Annotated in this window: 19 protein-coding genes; 14 read left to right on the forward strand and 5 right to left on the reverse strand. The window is 67.9% G+C overall.

From position 1 onward, the window contains the following. Window position 1: 1 nt before the first annotated feature. Window positions 2-526, reverse strand: a complete 525-nt coding sequence (locus tag G3I17_RS38455) for a cupin domain-containing protein (protein ID WP_164604216.1) — start codon at window positions 524-526, stop codon at window positions 2-4. Between the two features lie 167 nt (window positions 527-693). Between G3I17_RS38455 and G3I17_RS38460 the strand changes: the two genes are divergently transcribed. From G3I17_RS38460 to G3I17_RS42405, 4 genes are all read left to right on the forward strand, one after another. Next, entirely contained in the window at window positions 694-1044 is a 351-nt protein-coding gene (locus tag G3I17_RS38460; protein ID WP_343238558.1) for a helix-turn-helix domain-containing protein, read from the forward strand. Window positions 1045-1455: 411 nt separating this feature from the next. Continuing rightward, entirely contained in the window at window positions 1456-1878 is a 423-nt protein-coding gene (locus G3I17_RS38465) for a hypothetical protein (RefSeq protein WP_164604218.1), read from the forward strand. Between the two features lie 25 nt (window positions 1879-1903). Beyond that, window positions 1904-2758: a hypothetical protein gene (locus tag G3I17_RS38470; RefSeq protein WP_164604220.1), complete on the forward strand. Its 855-nt coding sequence runs from the start codon at window positions 1904-1906 to the stop codon at window positions 2756-2758. Window positions 2759-2869: 111 nt separating this feature from the next. Continuing rightward, entirely contained in the window at window positions 2870-3856 is a 987-nt protein-coding gene (locus G3I17_RS42405) for a LuxR C-terminal-related transcriptional regulator (protein ID WP_164604222.1), read from the forward strand. Here the strand turns inward: G3I17_RS42405 and G3I17_RS38480 are convergent. Next, window positions 3853-4650, reverse strand: a complete 798-nt coding sequence (locus G3I17_RS38480; RefSeq protein ID WP_164604224.1) for an alpha/beta fold hydrolase — start codon at window positions 4648-4650, stop codon at window positions 3853-3855. The genes G3I17_RS42405 and G3I17_RS38480 overlap by 4 nt on opposite strands. 60 nt (window positions 4651-4710) lie before the next feature. Here G3I17_RS38480 and G3I17_RS38485 point away from each other — a divergent pair, with 60 nt between their 5' ends. Together G3I17_RS38485 and G3I17_RS38490 are read left to right on the forward strand one after the other, a co-directional pair. After that, window positions 4711-5442: a TetR/AcrR family transcriptional regulator C-terminal domain-containing protein gene (locus G3I17_RS38485; RefSeq protein ID WP_164604226.1), complete on the forward strand. Its 732-nt coding sequence runs from the start codon at window positions 4711-4713 to the stop codon at window positions 5440-5442. A 75-nt stretch (window positions 5443-5517) separates the two neighbouring features. Then, a complete protein-coding gene (locus tag G3I17_RS38490; protein WP_343238559.1) occupies window positions 5518-9054 on the forward strand; it encodes a discoidin domain-containing protein in 3537 nt (1178 codons plus the stop codon). A 55-nt stretch (window positions 9055-9109) separates the two neighbouring features. On the opposite strand, the gene G3I17_RS38495 is transcribed toward G3I17_RS38490, so the two are convergent. Next, complete coding sequence (locus G3I17_RS38495; RefSeq protein ID WP_203591335.1) at window positions 9110-9814, reverse strand: pentapeptide repeat-containing protein; 705 nt, start codon at window positions 9812-9814, stop codon at window positions 9110-9112. A gap of 35 nt (window positions 9815-9849) precedes the next feature. Then, complete coding sequence (locus G3I17_RS38500) at window positions 9850-10701, reverse strand: ROK family protein (RefSeq protein ID WP_164604229.1); 852 nt, start codon at window positions 10699-10701, stop codon at window positions 9850-9852. Between the two features lie 139 nt (window positions 10702-10840). Between G3I17_RS38500 and G3I17_RS38505 the strand changes: the two genes are divergently transcribed. The 5 genes from G3I17_RS38505 (at window position 10841) to G3I17_RS38525 (ending at window position 14680) form a co-directional block, all read left to right on the forward strand. Continuing rightward, entirely contained in the window at window positions 10841-11683 is an 843-nt protein-coding gene (locus G3I17_RS38505) for an alpha/beta hydrolase (protein WP_164604231.1), read from the forward strand. Window positions 11684-11785: 102 nt separating this feature from the next. Beyond that, entirely contained in the window at window positions 11786-12427 is a 642-nt protein-coding gene (locus G3I17_RS38510) for a hypothetical protein (RefSeq protein WP_164604233.1), read from the forward strand. Window positions 12428-12465: 38 nt separating this feature from the next. Further along, window positions 12466-13155: a YcnI family protein gene (locus G3I17_RS38515; RefSeq protein WP_164604235.1), complete on the forward strand. Its 690-nt coding sequence runs from the start codon at window positions 12466-12468 to the stop codon at window positions 13153-13155. 2 nt (window positions 13156-13157) lie between these two features. Next, window positions 13158-13667 (forward strand): copper resistance CopC family protein, encoded by a 510-nt coding sequence (locus G3I17_RS38520; protein ID WP_203591336.1) that lies wholly within the window; start codon window positions 13158-13160, stop codon window positions 13665-13667. Further along, window positions 13664-14680 (forward strand): CopD family protein, encoded by a 1017-nt coding sequence (locus G3I17_RS38525; RefSeq protein ID WP_164604237.1) that lies wholly within the window; start codon window positions 13664-13666, stop codon window positions 14678-14680. The genes G3I17_RS38520 and G3I17_RS38525 overlap by 4 nt, the downstream gene beginning before the upstream one ends. Window positions 14681-14695: 15 nt before the next feature. On the opposite strand, the gene G3I17_RS38530 is transcribed toward G3I17_RS38525, so the two are convergent. Then, on the reverse strand, window positions 14696-15271 hold the full coding sequence (locus G3I17_RS38530; protein WP_164604238.1) for a hypothetical protein: 576 nt from the start codon (window positions 15269-15271) through the stop codon (window positions 14696-14698). Window positions 15272-15387: 116 nt separating this feature from the next. Here G3I17_RS38530 and G3I17_RS38535 point away from each other — a divergent pair, with 116 nt between their 5' ends. The 3 genes from G3I17_RS38535 to G3I17_RS38545 all read left to right on the forward strand — a co-directional run bounded on the left by G3I17_RS38535 (window position 15388) and on the right by G3I17_RS38545 (window position 17069). Further along, the gene (locus G3I17_RS38535; protein ID WP_164604240.1) at window positions 15388-15927 is read left to right on the forward strand and encodes a TetR/AcrR family transcriptional regulator; all 540 of its coding nucleotides are present in this window, start codon (window positions 15388-15390) and stop codon (window positions 15925-15927) included. Between the two features lie 30 nt (window positions 15928-15957). Continuing rightward, on the forward strand, window positions 15958-16422 hold the full coding sequence (locus tag G3I17_RS38540; RefSeq protein ID WP_164604242.1) for a MarR family winged helix-turn-helix transcriptional regulator: 465 nt from the start codon (window positions 15958-15960) through the stop codon (window positions 16420-16422). An 83-nt stretch (window positions 16423-16505) separates the two neighbouring features. Next, window positions 16506-17069, forward strand: a complete 564-nt coding sequence (locus tag G3I17_RS38545; protein ID WP_164604244.1) for an NAD(P)H-dependent oxidoreductase — start codon at window positions 16506-16508, stop codon at window positions 17067-17069. Window positions 17070-17268 lie beyond the last annotated feature (199 nt).

Consider the following 17268-nt stretch of genomic DNA (forward strand, 5'->3'; position numbering starts at 1 on the left):
CTTATTCAGGGTCGGGGAGCATGATCCCTCGACCCAGTTCGGCGATGATGGGCATGCGGCGGAGCCACTCCTCGTCGTCCAGACCCGGGACGGGTTCACCGGGCCTGGCCGGCTCGGCATGGTCGGCGATGATCTGCTCCATCCCGGCCGGGGTGAACATGAAGAGCATCCTGGCGGCGTGGTTGCCGACGTTGTGGAAGCGGTGCCGGACGCCGCGGGGAATGTGGATGAAGTCGCCGGCGACGGCCAGGAAAGTGGTGTCACCGTCCAGGAACTCCAGTTCGCCGGACAGCAGGTAGAAGGTCTCCTCCTCGTTCGGGTGCGCGTGCGGCGGCGGCCCGCTGCCGGCCGGCACGGTCGCCTCGATCAAGCCGAGTCCGCCATTCGTCTGCGCACCGGTGGCCTTGACGGTGTAGATGTCACCGGCCGCCCAGACCGTCGGGCCCTGACCGGAGGGGACATAGACAGCGCCGGGCTTGAACCAGGCCGGATCGTCGTGCGGGAGGTCGGACCAGGGGAAGCTCATGTGGTCACCCTTCACTGATCGGGTTGGAATGGAGCTACCGGATCAGCCTGCCGCTGGTGACAATGGGTGGCAAGAACGCACTTCTCCGTTACCTGGTATCGCGGAAGGAACCGACGATGATGAAGGTGACAGTTCCCGGGCAGCCGCCCGTGTGGACTATTGACGGCGTGCCTGCCAAGCCGGAGCGGTGCGACCTGATCCGGTCGATGCTGGCGTTGCTCGGTCAAAGGTGGCCGGTGCTCGTGCTGCAGGTGCTCGTCAGTGGTCCGCTTCGGTTCAACGAGCTGCGCCGGGCGGTCGCGCCGGTCACGCAGCGAATGCTGAGCGCGAGCCTGCGTGGTCTCGAACGCGACGGGCTGATCACCCGGACGGTGTATCCGTCCGTCCCGCCGAAGGTCGAGTACGAGCTGACCGAGGCCGGGCGGACCCTGAACACCGCCCTTTCCACCATCGCGGACTGGGCCGACCTGAACCTTGAGACGGTGACCGCGGCCCGCGTCGCCTACGAGGCGGTTTAGTGCCAATCTCTCACTCCTGGGGTGAGGGGTGGGTGGTTGAAAGCTCATCCGGTGGGGGATGGGCGGGGAGTGCGGAGAGTGACAAGGTTGGCTTTGGGGGGATGGAGGAGACCGGTGGTTCGAGGGTCCGGGGTTGGCTGTTCTGGTGGGGGCACTGGGAGCGGCGGGTCTGGGCGTTCGGGCTGGTCTCGGGAGTTGTGGGCGTGGGTGCTGGTGGACGGTGCGACTGGGGAGTTGCAGGGCTCCAGGTTGGGGATGCGTCGTAAGGGCTGGGATGGGCTCAACCAGGTGGTGAGTTCAGGCCGGTCGGTCGCCGCGGTGTGCAGGGGCAGCACACCGCGGGGATCGCGCATCTGCTGGTCGCGCAGGGTTCGCCACACCCGCGTTCACACAGTCGGGAAGGTGAAGTGAGTGAGGTCGGCTGAGGCCGTTCGTGAGGTCGTGGTGGTTGATCCCGTTGATCTGGAAGCGATCCGGGAGACCGCCAGGCAGGCCGGGGTCGAGTTGGCCGATGTGCCTCCGTTCCGGGGGATACAGACTGTGATGGCTTCGGTGCTGGTGGTTGGCGACGTGGGGGCGGTCGACCTGGTGCGGGAGGAAGTCGAGCGGCGCCGGGGTGGGCTGGTGTTCGATCTGCGGGCGGGGGCGTTGCGGCCGATCCACCGGAGCCGGGCGCTGCGGCACGGGGAGCTCGAGGTGGTCGCGGTCGACGGGGTGTTGCGGATCGCGGACTGCGACGGCGAGCTGATCGCCGCGCTGACCAGGCTGGCGTCCGGGCGGGGCGAGAAGACGGTCGCGATGGTCGAAGAGACTGCGGTGAGCCCCGTTCGGTGAGCTCCGTCGGTGAGAGAGTCGGGGCGTGAGCCTCGTCGAGATCGCCTGCGACGAGTCCGGCTATGAGGGTGAGAAGCTGGTCGGCGGGGTCACCGACGTCTTCGCACACGCCGCGGTCTCGCTCGATGAACTGACGGCCGCGGAGTGCGTCGCGGAGTTGCGCGAGCGCATCCGGTCGCCCGCCACGGAGTACAAGGCCAACCATGTACTCCGGTCCAAGCACCGGCCGGTACTCCTGTGGCTGCTCGGTCCCCAAGGCCCTCTGCTCGGGCATGCCCAGGTGCAGTTGATGGACAAGGCATACTTCCTCGTCTCGCAGGTCACCGGTCAGCTGATCGGGGAACCGGGCGACGAGTTGTACCACGCGGGTCGCGGGGCCGGCGGCTGGGGAGATTTCCTGGAGGCGGCCAACAACCTGCTGCGGGCCAGAGCCGACACCAGCACATTCCACGCGGCCCTGGATCGGCTGGAGGTCGACAGCCCGACGGTGAAGGCGCTGAGGAAGGCGGGTCCGCGGGCCGGGGAGCCGGCGGTGATCCCGCCGCTCGACCCGTTGATGCGGGCGATCGCGCGGGCCGTCGAGTACTGGGGTGAGCGCGGCAGTTGGGTCGCCATCGCGCATGACCGCCAGACCACCTTGTCTCCGGAGCGAATCGCCCAGCTCCAGGTCGGTACGAAGCTGGCGCGGCTGGAGCTGGTGCACTCGTTCACGGACTCGCGCATCCAGGTGGCCGACTTCCTGGCCGGGGTGGCGCGCAAGATCGCCTCCGACCAGCTCAAGGGTGAGGACGACGCCGAGCTGACGGCATTGATCCGCCCGTACGTCGATCCGCGCTCCGTCTGGGGAGACCAACCCAGCTGGTTGCGGCTGGCATCGTAACCAGTTGCAGCTTTTGTCATCGCACTTGCTACGCAGCGAACTCTTGGCAACGGTCCGTAGCGGACGGCATAGTGCTGCCAGACAGTTCGAGCTACAGGGGGACCGCCACCGGTGGAAGCGGACAGGCCTGCACCGCTGCGGGTGGATGCCGAGACGGCGATCATCCTGCGCGAGGCGTACCACAAGATCGAGTCGCTGTATCGGGGCGATCACTACGGGTTGTACGACTACGTCCGCGCGGTGGCCGGCAAGATCGCCACCGTCGACAGCTTCTACGTCGGCTTCCTGCACGGTACGAATCGGGTGCGTTACCCGTACGGCTACGACTCCGGCCGGTACGACGATCCGGCGACCCACATCTTCGGCCCGAACGGTCAGACCGCGTGGCTGCTCAAGCAGCGGCAGACCTATCGCTTCGCCTATGACAACGGCGCCGTCCTCCATGCGGGGATCCCCACCGGGGATCTGTCGCGCGAGTCGGAGGATGCGGTGACGGTGCCCATCTTCCGGCCGGCCAAGGACGGGCGGGACCAGCTCTTCGGAATGCTGTCGATGCACAGCTACACCCCGAACAGCTACGACGACAACGCGGTCCGCGCGTTCGAGTGGTTGTGCGCGGTGGTGGAGCGGGTGCTGACCCGCGAGGACGAGGACAAAGATGCGTTGCGCCGACTGCCGGCCGGAGACGAGAGCCCCAACTTGCTGACCTCGGACCACGTGATGGAGTACATCGGCCATCGGGTCGCCGCGCTGCGGGAGATCGCGATCGAGGCGATGGATGAGCCGGACGTGGCCGACTCGCCGGTCGCGGGGCATCTGCGGCGGCTGATCCGCGCGACCGAGGAGATGCAGTCCGAGCTGATGGAGATGATGCTCGCGACCGACCAGGCGCCGGAGCTGCGCTTCGCCACCCTCACCAAGGCTCAGCAGGGCGTGGCCGTCCTGCTCGCCGACGGTCTCGACAACGACCAGCTCGCCGCCGAACTCGGGATCAGCCTCAACACGGTCAAGACGCACCTCAGCGCGATCCTCCGGAAGTACGGCATGGCCAACCGCGCCCAGGTCGCCGACGACGTCCGCAAGTACCTCGCCCGCTAGCCGAGCTGCCTGGCCAGCCACGGCTCTACCACTGGGAGGATCTGGGCTGCCTGCATCGCCTGCAGGTGGTCGAGGCCGTCCAGGAGCTCGACTGTCCAGCCGAGTTGCTCGAGCAGGGTCTGGTTCTTCGCCACCGGGGTCCCGATGCTGACCAGGGTGTTGCCCCAGCGTTCGCCGTACTGGATGTTGTCCGCGCTGCCGACGATGCAGAGGCGCGGGATCGTTAGTTGTACCGCGTGGTCGTCAAAACCCTTCAGTGCTTGGTAAAGCGTCAAGAACTGTTGGGTCTGGTCCTTGCTCAGAGCAATCTCTGCGTTGTCCCAGTCGCCAGGCTCGACGAGCTTGTCGCTGACCGGCTTGCCCGCCTCCGAGTGGGTTGCCGCAGTCACTGCCAGCATCGCGTCGTACGGGCCGTCGAGGGGTGGGTAGCCGCCCATCACCAACGCTGACAGGCGGGAGGTGCGGATGGCGAGCTGGAGGCCGGCCATGCCGAGCCAGCTGTAGCCGTAGTACGCGAAGGTGTCGGCGCCCGCGGCATCCGCGACGGCGAGCAAGTCGGCGACCAGGTTGTCGGGGGTGAGAGTGTCCGGCTTGGGGTTCGCCTGGAGGTAGCCCTCGTAGTCGAAGGCGATCACCCGGAAGCGCTTGCTGAACCCCTCGACCAACGTGTGGCCGAGCCCCGGATCCGCACCCCAGGCGCGCATCTGCTCGGCCGCCGGACCCTCGACCGGAGCGGCCGGATTGACCGGCAGCAAGAGATTCGGCCCCGCGCCATGGATCTCGAAGTCCACCATGAGAAACTCCTTACGTTGTATAGTCGGACGATAACACTTTACGGCGTAAGGAGTAAAAGAGTGGCAGATCCGGGACGGACGATCGCTCTGCTGTGGGGTCGGGTCGCGGAGCCGAAGCGTGGGCCGCGGCAGGCCGTCAGCGTGGAGGAGATCGTCGCGGCGGCGATCCGGATCGCCGACGAGCAGGAGTTGGTCGACGTCACGATGCGGGCCGTCGGCGCCGAGCTCGGGCGGACGGCGATGTCGCTCTACACCTATGTGGTCAGTCGCGACGTGCTGATCGAGCTGATGTACGACCGCGCCCACGCGGAGATGGGCGAGGTCCGGCCCGGCGCCGATTGGCGAAAGGCGGTCTCGCGGTGGTGCGTGAAGCTGCATGAGCTCTACCTGGCACACCCGTGGCTGCTCGACGTTCAGACAGCGCGGCCGACACTCGGGCCGTATGAGCAACAGGTGCTCGAGTCGCTACTGCGCATTCTGGCGGCTGCCGGTCTCGCCATCGATGACAGGCCGGCCGTGACCAGTGCGCTGTTCAGCATCGTCCGGGGCGCGGCCCGGCAAGCGGTCGACGCCAGGGCCGCCGTCACCAAGTCCGATGTCGAGTGGTGGGCGGCCCGCGGCAGGGCGCTCGCCGAGGTGGTGCCGGATTTCGCGGAGCGCTTTCCGGAGGCGACCGCGATCGCCGCTCGGCAGCGCAAGCACGGCGCCCAGCCGTGGGTGACGGCCGCCGATCAAGCGTTCACGCGAGGCGTTGGGCTCGTGATCGCCGGCATCGACAAATTGAGGGATTGAAGTAAGTCCTCAGATCTGCGTTAATTACGAATTAATGAATTAATGCCCTCTCTCGCCGTCCCTTGGGAGTACTTCGTGACGTCTGACCCCCTGTCCCGCCGGACCTTCCTGGCCTCGACCGGCGGAGTTCTCGCCGGCATCACGCTGAGTTCGGCTCTCCCCACCGAGGCCTTCGCCGCCCAAGCAGCCGCCCAAACGGACCTGGCGCTCTACCGCCCGGTCCAAGCCTCTTCCACGGCGTACGCCGCGACGCCGCCGCAGTTCGCCGTCGACAACGTCACGGCCACCGGGGTCAGAGGCTCGGGCTGGCGGGCAGCGTCAGCGGATCCGCAGTGGATCACGGTCGATCTGCAGGCCAAGTGCCGAGTCGATGCGCTCACCCTGACGTTCGAAGGCAAGGCTGGTGACCCTACCTTCGACCTGTCCGGCGGCAATCCCTACGGCCAGACGCAGGGCCAGGAGATCCTCTCCAGCTCGCCGGCCAACTTCCGCATCGACGTCTCCACCGACGGCAACTCCTGGCTCAACGTCCACCAGGCGACCAACAGCCCGGGCGGCGTCGTCGACATCACCTTGCAGACTCCGGCGACGGCTCGCTACGTCCGCCTCACCGGCACCAAGCAGGCCAACGGCAACCCGCTCGGCCTCAACGGATTCCAGGTCTACGGTACGGCCCAAGGCTCCCGCCCGGCCGCCACCGGCTGGACCTCGTGGGGCACCCACCACGGCACCCCGCCCGCACTCGTCAAAGCAGCTGACGGCACTGTCCCGCTGGAAGATGGCTGGACCCTCACGATGGACGACTTCGCCGGTACTACGGATGGCGCCGTCCTCTCCGGGCCGGCCCAGGACACCTCGACCTGGTTACCGGCCATCGTCCCGGGCACTGTTCTCGCGACCCTGGTCGAGCAAGGCCACTTCCCGGAGCCCGCCGAGGGCATGAACAACCTCGAGATCCCGGAGGCGCTCAGCCGCCACGCGTGGTGGTACCGCCGCGCCTTCGATCTGCCCAAGGGCCTCGACACCAGCGCCGGCCGCCGGATCTGGCTCGAGTTCGACGGGATCAACCATCAGGCCGACGCCTGGCTCAACGGCGTACAGGTCGGCATGCTGAAGTCGCCGTTCGCGCGGGCGGCGTTCGAGATCACCGCGGCGCTCAAGGCCAAGAACGCGCTCGCGGTCAGGATCACGCCGATGCCTCATCCCGGGTCGCCGGGCGACAAGGGCGACGCGGGGCAGGCGTTCGTCCAGTCGGGCAAGCTCTGGCTGGACTCCCCGACGTTGCTCTCGGCATCGGGTTGGGACTGGATGCCCGCGGTACGGGACCGGGCGGCCGGCATCTGGAACCACGTCCGGATCCGGTCCACGGGCGACGCCGTCCTGGGTGACGCGCGCGTGGTCACCAAGGTCCCTGACGCGAGCAAGGCGACCGTCGCGGTGACCATCCCGGTCCGCAACGCGGCGACGGCCGACCGGACGATCACGGTGAAGGTGGTCTTCGACGGCAACACGCTGACCAAGACCGTCACGCTCAAGGCCGGCGCAAACCAGAACGTCGCCTTCGACGCGGTCACCGTCACCAACCCGAAGCTCTGGTGGCCGAACGGCTACGGTGCGCCCGACCTCCATCAGCTCACCTTCAGTGCAGCGATCGGCGGCAAGGTCAGTGACAGCCGGACGACCACCTTCGGCATCCGCGAGTTCGGCTACAGCTACGACCTGCCGATCAAGATCGACCCGACTACGAACAGCGCGCAGCAGACGGTCGAGTTCCCGAAGCAGACGAAGCGCTACCTACGGATCCAGGGCGGCCGCCGCGCCACCGGCTGGGGATTCTCGCTCTGGACGCTGTCGATCAAGGACAAGGCGAACCCGGACGTCGACCTGGCCCGCGCCGGCACGGCGACTGCCTCGTCCGACGACGGCAGCGTGGCCTCCAACGTGATCGACGGCAACGACCGGAGCAGGTGGTCGTCGCAGTACAACGACAACGAGTGGATCCAGATCGATCTCGGCGACGCGAAGGCGTTCGACCAGGTCGTGCTGCTCTGGGAGACGGCGTACGCGCTGACCTTCACCGTCCAGGTCTCCGACAACGGCCAGGACTGGACCGACGTCAAGGAGGTCAGCAACGCGCCGGTCCCGCTGAAGATCAGCGTCAACGGCGTTCGGGTCTTCTGCCGCGGCGGCAACTGGGGGTACGACGAGTTGCTTCGCCGCGTCTCGCCCGAGAAGATGCGCGCGCTGATCGGCATGCACCGGGACATGAACTTCACCATGATCCGCAACTGGATCGGCTCGAGCACCCGCGAGGAGTTCTACCAGGCCTGCGACGAGAACGGCATCCTGGTCTGGAACGACTTCTGGGAGGCCGGTGAGTTCTCCGACGACCTGCCCGGGTACGTCGATATCGCCCGCGACACCATCGTCCGGTACCGGACGCATCCGAGCATCGTGATCTGGTGCGGCGCCAACGAGCAGCACCCGCCGGGCTCGATCAACCAGGGCCTGATCGACGCTGCCGCGCAGGAGGACGGCGAGATCCTCTACCTGCCCGACTCGGCCGCCGGATTCGTCTCCGGGCATGGCCCGTACTACTGGGTCGACCCCACCAAGTACTTCGACAAGAACACCTATGACACCTTCAACTTCGGCTTCCACACCGAGATCGGGATCCCGACCATCCCGGTGATCGAGTCGATGCGCAATCTCGTCGGCGACAAGGACCCGGGCTGGCCGATCGGCACGCCGTGGTACCACCACGACTGGTCGACGCACGGCAACCAGCACCCGGAGACGTACCTGGGCGCGATCGACGACCGGCTTGGCTCGTCCAGCGGGCTGGAGGAGTTCACCCGCAAGGCGCAGCTGGTGAACTACGAGAACATGCGGGCGATGTTCGAGGCCTGGAACGCCAATCTCTGGGAAGACGCCAGCGCGTTGTTGCTGTGGATGTCGCACCCGGCCTGGCACAGCACGGTCTGGCAGACCTACGACTACGACCTCGACGTGAACGGCAGCTACTACGGCGCCCGCAAGGGCTGCGAGGCCATCCACGTGCAGGCCAACCAGAACGACTGGAAAGTCGTTGCCATCAACCACACGACGACGGCCCTCAAGGCCACCGTCACGGCTGACCTCTACGACCTGAAGGGCGCCAAGCTCGCAGTGACCCAACAGCAGGCGGTCAGCGTCAACGCCTCCGGCAAGACCGACAGCTTCGTCGTGGCCTTCCCGGACACCCTGCCTGCTCTGCACCTGCTGCGGCTGAAGCTCACTGATGCCCAGGGCAAGGTCCTGTCGGAGAACACCTACTGGCGCTACCGCGAGGCGACGGACGTCCAGGCGATCAATGCGCTCACCGCAGCCAAGCTGAACGTCAGCAGCACCACCAGTAAGGGGAAACTCACCGCGACGATCCGCAACACGGGCAAGACCGTGGCCGCGCTGACCCGGCTGTCCCTGCGCGACCGCAACGGGAACCGGATCCTCCCGGCCCTGTACTCCGACAACTACTTCTGGCTGCTGCCCGGCGAATCCCGCACGGTCACGGTCACCGCCAACACGACGACCTCGAACCTCAAACTGCAGGTGGAGCCGTACAACAGTTGATCACCCAACACGACGCCGCCACTGTCCGAGCCACGGACAGTGGCGGCAACTCGCCTTAGGAACAGTCGTCCGGGTCGCCGAGGGTGATGCCCAGGGCCTGGGCCATCGCGACGGTGACGGCGAGGGTGTCGATGGGGGAGGAGTTGGCGATCGTCGCGCCCGCCAGGCTGCTGATGCCGCGGGTGCCGTCCCAGGTGCAGTCGACGAAGACGGCGCCGGTGGTGGTCGCCTGGGAGAACTCGACGGAGGTCAGGTCGCAGCGGCGGAAGACCGTGCCGCTCAGGTCGGCCGAGAGGAAGTCGGCGTTCTGCAGCCGGCAGTCGGTGAACTCGACCTTCACGAACTTCGCGAACCGGAACGAGCTGAAGTCCAGCACCGAGTCGCGCACGGTCACGTGCTGCAGGTTCACCCCCGGCCCGGCGAATCCGGTCAGCCGCGACGACGAGATCGCCAGCCGGGTGCCGGACGCGTCCGCCCAGCGCGCGTTCGCCAGGTCGCAGTGGTCGAGCTCGAGGTCGACCAGGATCAGCTTGTCCAGGTCCGACCCGCCGAGGTTGACCCGGGTCAGCCGGCAGCCGCTGAGCTCGACGTGCTCCGCGAGCAGCCCGCCGAGATCCTGGTCGGTGAGCGCCAGATCGGTGAGCCGGTCCTCGTCGCCCACCTCGTCCGCGGTCAGCGCCTGCTCGTCGAGCTGCGTCCGCAGCCGGGGAGTGGCGATCTTGGCAGCGCCTTGACGAGGTCGTGCAGCGCGAGGAGGCATACCAGTCACCGTAGCGACCGCCTCCGTCAGTTTTTCTAGCCAGGGCCGGTACTGCGCTCGAAGTGCAGGGCTGCTCCGATCAGCGCGGAGTGCTCGGCGTCGGCGGTCGCGCTGACCGGGAACGGGAACACCTCGGCCACTACGTCGAAGGCGCCGGCGATCGACCCGCCGAGCACCACCCGGGTCGCGCCGAAGCGGGCGAGCCAGGGGGCGAGCGCGTCGGCGAGCACCTGGAACGCCTCGACCAAGGCGCTCTCCGCGACGGCGTCGCCGGCCCGGGCCGCCTCGGCGATCTCCTTCACGCCGGTACTCCGCGGCGGGGGCGTGCCGAGCTTGTCGGCGTACCGGCGCAGGATCGCGCGGGCGGAGATGCAGTCCTCGATCGGCCGGCCGTCGAACGATGTGCGGTAGAGCTCGCCGCCGGGCGGGACAGTGTCACCGGTACGGATCGCGCGGCCGTCGTCGAGGAAGGCCGAGCCGATCCCGGTGCCGATCGTGATGCCGACACACCGGTCGAGCCCGCGCAGCTCACCCGCGAACCACTCGCCGATCGTGAACGCCTCCGCGTCGTTCATGAACACGATCCGCTCGAGCCCGAGCCGCTCCCGCAGACTCCGGCCGAGATCCTGACCGTAGAGCGCGGCGAACTTGTCCAGCTTGTACCAGGCCACGCCGGCCGCGAAGTCGAACGGACCGGGCAGCGCCACCGCCAGACCGCTTGCCAACGGCAACTGCCTGGCCGCGTCGCACAGCTCACCGACGATCGACTCGGCCGAAGCCTTCGAATCCAGCCCGGCCCGGTGCACCCTTTCCACCAGGCCCGCCGAGACCATCGCCGCCGTCACGTGACTTCCACCGATCTCCAGGACCGGAACACCCGAACTCATGGGGCCCATTATCCCTGACGGAGCCGGTCAGGGAGTCGCCTCGACGAGCAACTTGCCGGAGGCAACGTACCTGCCAGCTCGCTACGGGCGCGGTCGGGCTATCAACAAGGCCGGTTGCCTGGTCGGTCAGACTGGTTTCATGTCAGAACTCATCGTCGATGGTGTGAAGGTCAGCTACCACGTCGCCGGCTCGGGGCCGGTCTGTCTCGTCCACTCCGGTGGCCCTGGCATCCACTACGACTACTTGCGGATGCCGGAGCTCGAGCAACGGCTGACGATGGTCTACATCGAGCCCGTCGGCACCGGGAGTTCCGACCTGCTGCCCGACGGCGACTACAGCGTGCCGAAGTACGCGTACTACGCCGATCAGGTGGCCCAGCACCTCGGTGAGGAGAGGGTGTTCTTCCTGGGCCACTCGCATGGCGGGTTCGTCGCTGTGCAGTTCGCGCTGGACTATCCCGGCCGGCTGCGTGGCGTCATCGTCTACGACGGGATGGCGTTCAGCGGGAAGGAGCTCGGCGAGGAGGCCGGCCGGCAGCTCGCGGCGTACGTCGCGCGCAGGCCCGCCGGCGATCCGCTCGCGGCCCAGGTGCAGCAGGCCTGGGAGGAGGACTCGGACCTGCCCGACAACCGGGAGGCCCACCTCGACAACCTGAGCCGGTTGCTCCCTGTCTACTTCAAGGACTTCGAGGAGATCGCCCCGCGGCTGACCGACTGGTTCCCGCTCGTCGACATCACCATTGACCCGAACCGGCAGCCGTCCCCCTGGGACGTCCGCGACCGGCTGGGCGAGATCGCCGTACCGGTACTCGTCATCGTCGGTGCCTACGACTTCATCTGTGGCGAGAAGTGGGCGCGTCAGCTGCACGACGGGATCGTGGGCTCCGAGCTCGTCGTACTGGCCGACGCCGGGCACTTCGGTCACCTGGAGGAATCCGGGGAGTTCTTCGGATCCGTACTGCGTTTCGCGGCAGCACACTGAGAGGGGGACACGGGAGCCGCTCGACCGTAGAGTTGTCTGGAGCGCGGCCCGCCCACCGTCGGTCACGCTGCCATCACTGCGAATGACGAAGGTGAGCCGGAGTTGCGTGCCGAGACCAGTGCGACCTCCGCCGTCGCGACGCTGAGCGTCGCCGTGGCGGTAGCCGGTCACGTCCTGGTCGGTGGGTTCGCGTCGGTCGCGGTGGTTCCGCAACTCCTGGCCCTCGCCGCGATCGCCTGGCTCCTGGGCGAACACCTGACCGCCCGCCGATGGCTCTCCATCGGTGTTCTCGCGGCGATCCAGCTGACCACTCACCTCATCCTGGACTCCGGTCATCGACCCGCACCGATGGACCCCGCACCGATGGACCACGCGGCAATGGTCCACAGCTCGATGCACGACATGGCCGGGATGACCATGCCGATGCCCGAGCCGGTGGTGACCGAGCAGGCGGCAGGCGGGCACGGAGGGCTTGCCTCGGCGTTGACGATGTCGGCCGCGCACCTTGCGGTGTTGCTGGTCGGCGTTGCGCTGGTCACTCAGGCGCACCGGTGGGTCCAGCGGGTGCTGCGGATTCTGGCGCGCCTCGTTCCGCAGGTCCCGGCCCTGGCGATTGCCCTGCCTGTTGTGCGCGCAGTGCTGGCCGGCGTACCGGAGCGGCCGCAGCTCACCCAGCGCTGGCTGACCTCCAACGTGTCGCGGCGTGGGCCGCCGGAGTACGGAGCTTTCGCAGCTCTGTACTGACCCCGCCCCACACGTTGCCCTAGAGAGGGTTCCCAGTCATGCCCAACAAACTTGTACTGCGCGCTGCCGCGATCACTGCCGCGACTGCGCTCGTCCTGGTCGGAGCCGCCAACTCGGCCTCTGCCCATGTCACCGTGTCGTCGCCCGACGCGAAGCCTGGCGGCTACGCCAAGCTGGTGTTCCGGGTGCCGAGCGAGTCCGAGACCGCGAGCACGACCAAGCTGGTCGTCTCGCTGCCCAAAGATCACCCGTTCGCGCACGTCGGCGCGCAGGTGAAGGACGGCTGGAAGGTGGTCAAGACGACCGAGAAGCTGCCGCAGGCGGTCAAGGTCGGCGACGTCACCCTGACCGAGGCGATCACCACCATCACCTGGACCGCCGCGGCCGGCGGCGTACCGCCGAACGACTTCGACGAGTTCGCGCTGTCGGTCGGCAAGCTGCCCGAGGGAGTGGACTCGCTCAGCTTCCCGGCCGTGCAGACCTACAGCGACGGCGAGGTGGTCAAGTGGGAGCAGGTCGCCAAGGACGCCTCGGACAAGCCGGAGCACCCGGCCCCGGCGCTGAAGCTCACGACGGCGATCACCACCGTCGCGGCCACCACGTCGCAGAACCAGGGCGACTCGTCCGACTCGCTCGCCCGGGTGCTCGGTGGAGCAGGGTTGCTGCTCGGTCTGATCGGGCTGGCGCTCGGTCTGCGCGCCGGACGGACGCGGAAGGCGACGCCGTAATCGTGCGCCGTTTGTTCGCTCTACTGGTGGCGTCGCTGCTCGTCCTGGTGGTCTCCACCGGGACGGCGGCGGCGCACGCCAAACTCGAATCGATGACGCCGGCCGACGGCTCGACCGCGGCCGCGCCGCCGACCGAGGTGGTGCTGACCTTCAGCGAACCGGTCGGCACCGCCGGCGCCGAGGTCCAGGTCGTCTCGCCGAAGGGCACGAACGTCTCCACCGGCAGGCTTACGTCGATCGACAACACCATCCGTCAACCGGTCGACGGACTCGTCGACGTCGGCAGGTACACCGTCGACGCCCGGATCGTCTCGGCCGACGGCCACCCGATCACCGTCTACGGCAGCTTCACGATCACCCACGCGGGTCATCCAGCCGTACCGGTCGCGGCGACACCGCCGACGGCGAGCAGCAGTTCCAACCTGGTGGTGATCGTCGCGATGGTGCTGGTGATGCTGGTCGTCGTCGCGCTGGCCGTAGTGATCGTCCGTCGCCGCCCGGCACCTCGATGACAGTCGAAACGGCGGCGCCTCGGGTCTCGGGCAAGGTCCTCGGGCTGGGCGTTGTCGCCGCGGGTTTCGTCGTACTGGTGGTGGCTCTCCTCGCCGCGGGTGGTGCTCCGAAGCCGCTCCCGGCGGGCCTGACCGGAGCCGGCATCTCGGTGTCGTGGGCCGTCCCGGTACTACGGCTGCTCGGCGATCTGTCCGTCATCGCCACCGGTGGTGCCGTGCTGGCCGCCGCTTGGTTGCTTCCGGCAACAGATGGGAAGCTCTCAGGGCAAAGCCTCCGGGCCTGTCAGGACGCCGCAGTTGCGGCCGGGGTCTGGGCGGTCGCGAGTATCGGTGGGTTGCTGGTCACTGCCTCGGTGATCCTCGGGGTACCGCTGACTCAGTTGGGTTCGCGAGCAGGGGATGCGGGATCTCTCAGCCAGGTAAGGGCTCTCGCGGTCGCCGTCGTACTGACCGCCGTGCTTGCAGTGATCCTCTCGGGGGCGCGCACGGTTGCGACTGCTCGGGTTGCGTTGGTGCTGACCGCTGCCGCCCTCACCGGTCCGTTGTTGACCGGGCATGGTGCGATCGAGCGGACGGCGTTCTGGTCGGTACTTGCCACTACCTCACTTATCGTGCACGTGTCCTGCGCGACTGCTTGGATCGGTGGGCTCGGCTCGCTGATCCGGTACGGCCGCGAGCAGGCGGCTGCGGTGGAGAGGTTCAGCCGCCTCGCCCTCGTCTGCGCGGTGGCGATCGGACTCACCGGGCTGCTCGCCGCCGAGATCCACCTCGGCGGGCGCGAGGACGGCTTCGGTCTCATCACCCAATGGGTGACCACGGGGTACGGCGCCCTGGTCTTCGCCAAGGCGGTCGCGTTCGTAGTACTCGTCTGGATCGGTTGGCGGCACCGTCAGGTGACCCTGCCGGCCCTGGCCGCCAACGAACCAGCCGCTTTCTGGCGCCTCGCCGCGGTCGAACTCCTCGTCATGGCCGGCACCGTCGGCCTGGCGGTCGCGCTTTCACGTACCCCGTAGCGCGGCCGCTGCCGATCAGGCCGGCAGCGGTTCCCGCGAACTCGACCAGAGCCACACCGACAGCCAGCCGACCGCGACCGCGAGGAGCAGGAGTCCTCCTTGCAGAGCAGCCTCCGGCACCGCGGCGCGAAGCGAGACGGGCACCGCGCCGACGGCGTACAGGAGCAGAGCCGGGCGCGGCGGCCCCTCGCGACGCCACAACGAGGCCGCGAACACGGTCGTGCTGACGAGGAAGAGGATCGAGCTCACCGTCAGCGCAACGCCTAGCGGCCCCGCGCGGAGTGAATCGACGGTGGCGTCGTCGACGTGGGGGAAGACGAGGTTGAGGACGAACTCCACACCGACGAGCAAGGCGATCGCGGCGAAGTTGAGCCCGAAGGCAACCGCGCCGAACGCGCCGGCCCGCCGACCGGTCCGGGCGAACAGAGCCACCACCAGACCCAGTGCCAGCACCTGGGCGAGTGGCGCGAGCAGCTGGGTCGCCGCGGTGGCTGGGATCACCTCTGCCCGCTTGGCCGTGTTGACCAGCAGGACCGCGCCGCTGGTCAGTCCTGCCACAGCGGCCGATCGGTACAACGTCGACAACGTCATCACACGCCTCCAGATTTGGATAACAGCTGTTATTGGATAACAGTTGTTATAGTGAGCGTGGCGGTCCGGGGATCACAAGGGCCGTGACCCAGTTGTGTCCTCCGGAGTGGAAGCAGATGGCTCGCACCACCGATCAACCAGACATCCGGGAGCGCCTGCTGGCCGGCGCTGCCGAGGTCCTGTCGACCGACGGGGTCGAGGGACTGACCGTTCGCCGCGTGGTCGAGGCGGCCGGGCGGTCCACGATGTGCGTCTACACCAAGTTCGGCGGGCGCAGCGGCCTGATGAATGCCGTCTACGAGCAGGCCGCGGACAGCCTGTACGCCGTACTTGAGCGCTCGCGGCCGGTCGACGGGAGCGCGGCGCTCGGACTGGCGGCGGCGTACCGGCGTTTCGCTCTGGCCAATCCCGGGGCCTATGCCCTGCTCTTCGATCAGGCGCTGCCGGCGCTGGGCATCGACGAGCCTCTCCGAGGTGACGCCATTGCCCGGGTCGGGGCGTTCCTCGCGGCGGCCGGTGAGTCCGAGGCGTTGCGGTTCTGGGCCTTGATGCATGGTCTGCTGGCCCTCGAGCGGTCACTGCCGAGGCCGCCGGCGGGGGACTGGAAGGGGTTCTATCTGCAGGCCCTCGGCGCGCGGCCGGGCGAGGCTCGGTGACATGTCAACAGCTGCACGTAAGATGGGTGGATGACGGAGACGCGATGGCTGGATGCGCGAGAAGCGCATCTATGGCAGTCGTACCGTGACGCCTACCGTGAGTTGACCACCACGCTGGAAGCGCGCTTGGTTCGCAACTCCGGTTTGTCCGGAGCGGACTACGCCCTCCTTCACCCGCTGTCCAGCGCCGAGTCCGGGGTCCTGCGGACGCGCGATCTCGGCCGGGTGGTCGGCTGGGAGCGCAGTCGACTGTCGCACCAGGTCAGCCGGATGGAGAAGCGCGGGCTGGTGGTCCGCGAGGAATGCGAGTCCGACGCGCGTGGCTCGATGGTCCGGCTGACCGAGGCCGGCCGGGCGGCGATCGCGGCCGCCGCTCCGGATCACGTCGACGCGGTCCGTACCCACTTCCTGGAGAAGCTGACTCGCGAGGAGCAGGAGCAGCTCACCAAGATGCTCGACCGCGTCATCGCGGATCTCCCCAAATCCGACTGCTGAGACCACTTAGGTTGACGCGTCATCTTAATCTGCTACTTTTGGTGATGCATCACCAAAATACCCCCACTTCGGTAAGGAACGACATGCCCAAGATCGCGATCATCCTCGGCAGCACCCGGCCCGGCCGCAACGGCGAGGCCGTGGCCAAGTGGGTGCTGGATATCGCCAAGCAGCGCAGCGACGCCGAGTTCGAGCTCGTCGACATCGCGGAGTACAAGCTGCCGCACCTGGACGAGGCGATTCCGCCCGCCGCCGGGCAGTACTCGCAGCCGCACACGCTCGCCTGGGCCGAGAAGATCGGCTCCTTCGACGGGTACGTCTTCGTCACCCCCGAGTACAACCACTCCACCTCCGGCGCGCTGAAGAACGCCATCGACTTCCTCTTCGCGGAATGGAACGACAAGGCGGCCGGCTTCGTCAGCTACGGCTCCGTCGGCGGCACCCGCGCGGTCGAGCACCTGCGCCTGGTGATGGGCGAGCTCAAGGTCGCCACCGTGCGCTCCCAGGTCGCCCTGTCGCTGATGACGGACTTCAAGAACTTCAGCGAGTTCGCCCCCGCCGACTACCACGAGGCCGCCGTTACCACCACCCTCGACCAGGTCATCTCCTGGAGCAACGCCCTCGCCACGGTCCGCACCGCCGCCTGACCCGCGCCTGCCCCCGCCACCCTGCCCGCGACGTTTGAGGGGTTAACCCCAACGCCGTTCGGTTAGGTGTCTGCTTCGGGGGTCAAGTTGTGGATCTGGATGTTGATGGTGGCGTCGCGGGTGCGGCGGTCGGGGGTGCGGGTGGCGGCGCGGTATTTGGAGATCGCGCGTTTGATGACGCGGGCGCGGATGCGTGGTC

The sequence above is a fragment of the Streptomyces sp. SID13031 genome (assembly GCF_010548305.1).
GTDB lineage: Bacteria > Actinomycetota > Actinomycetes > Propionibacteriales > Kribbellaceae > Kribbella.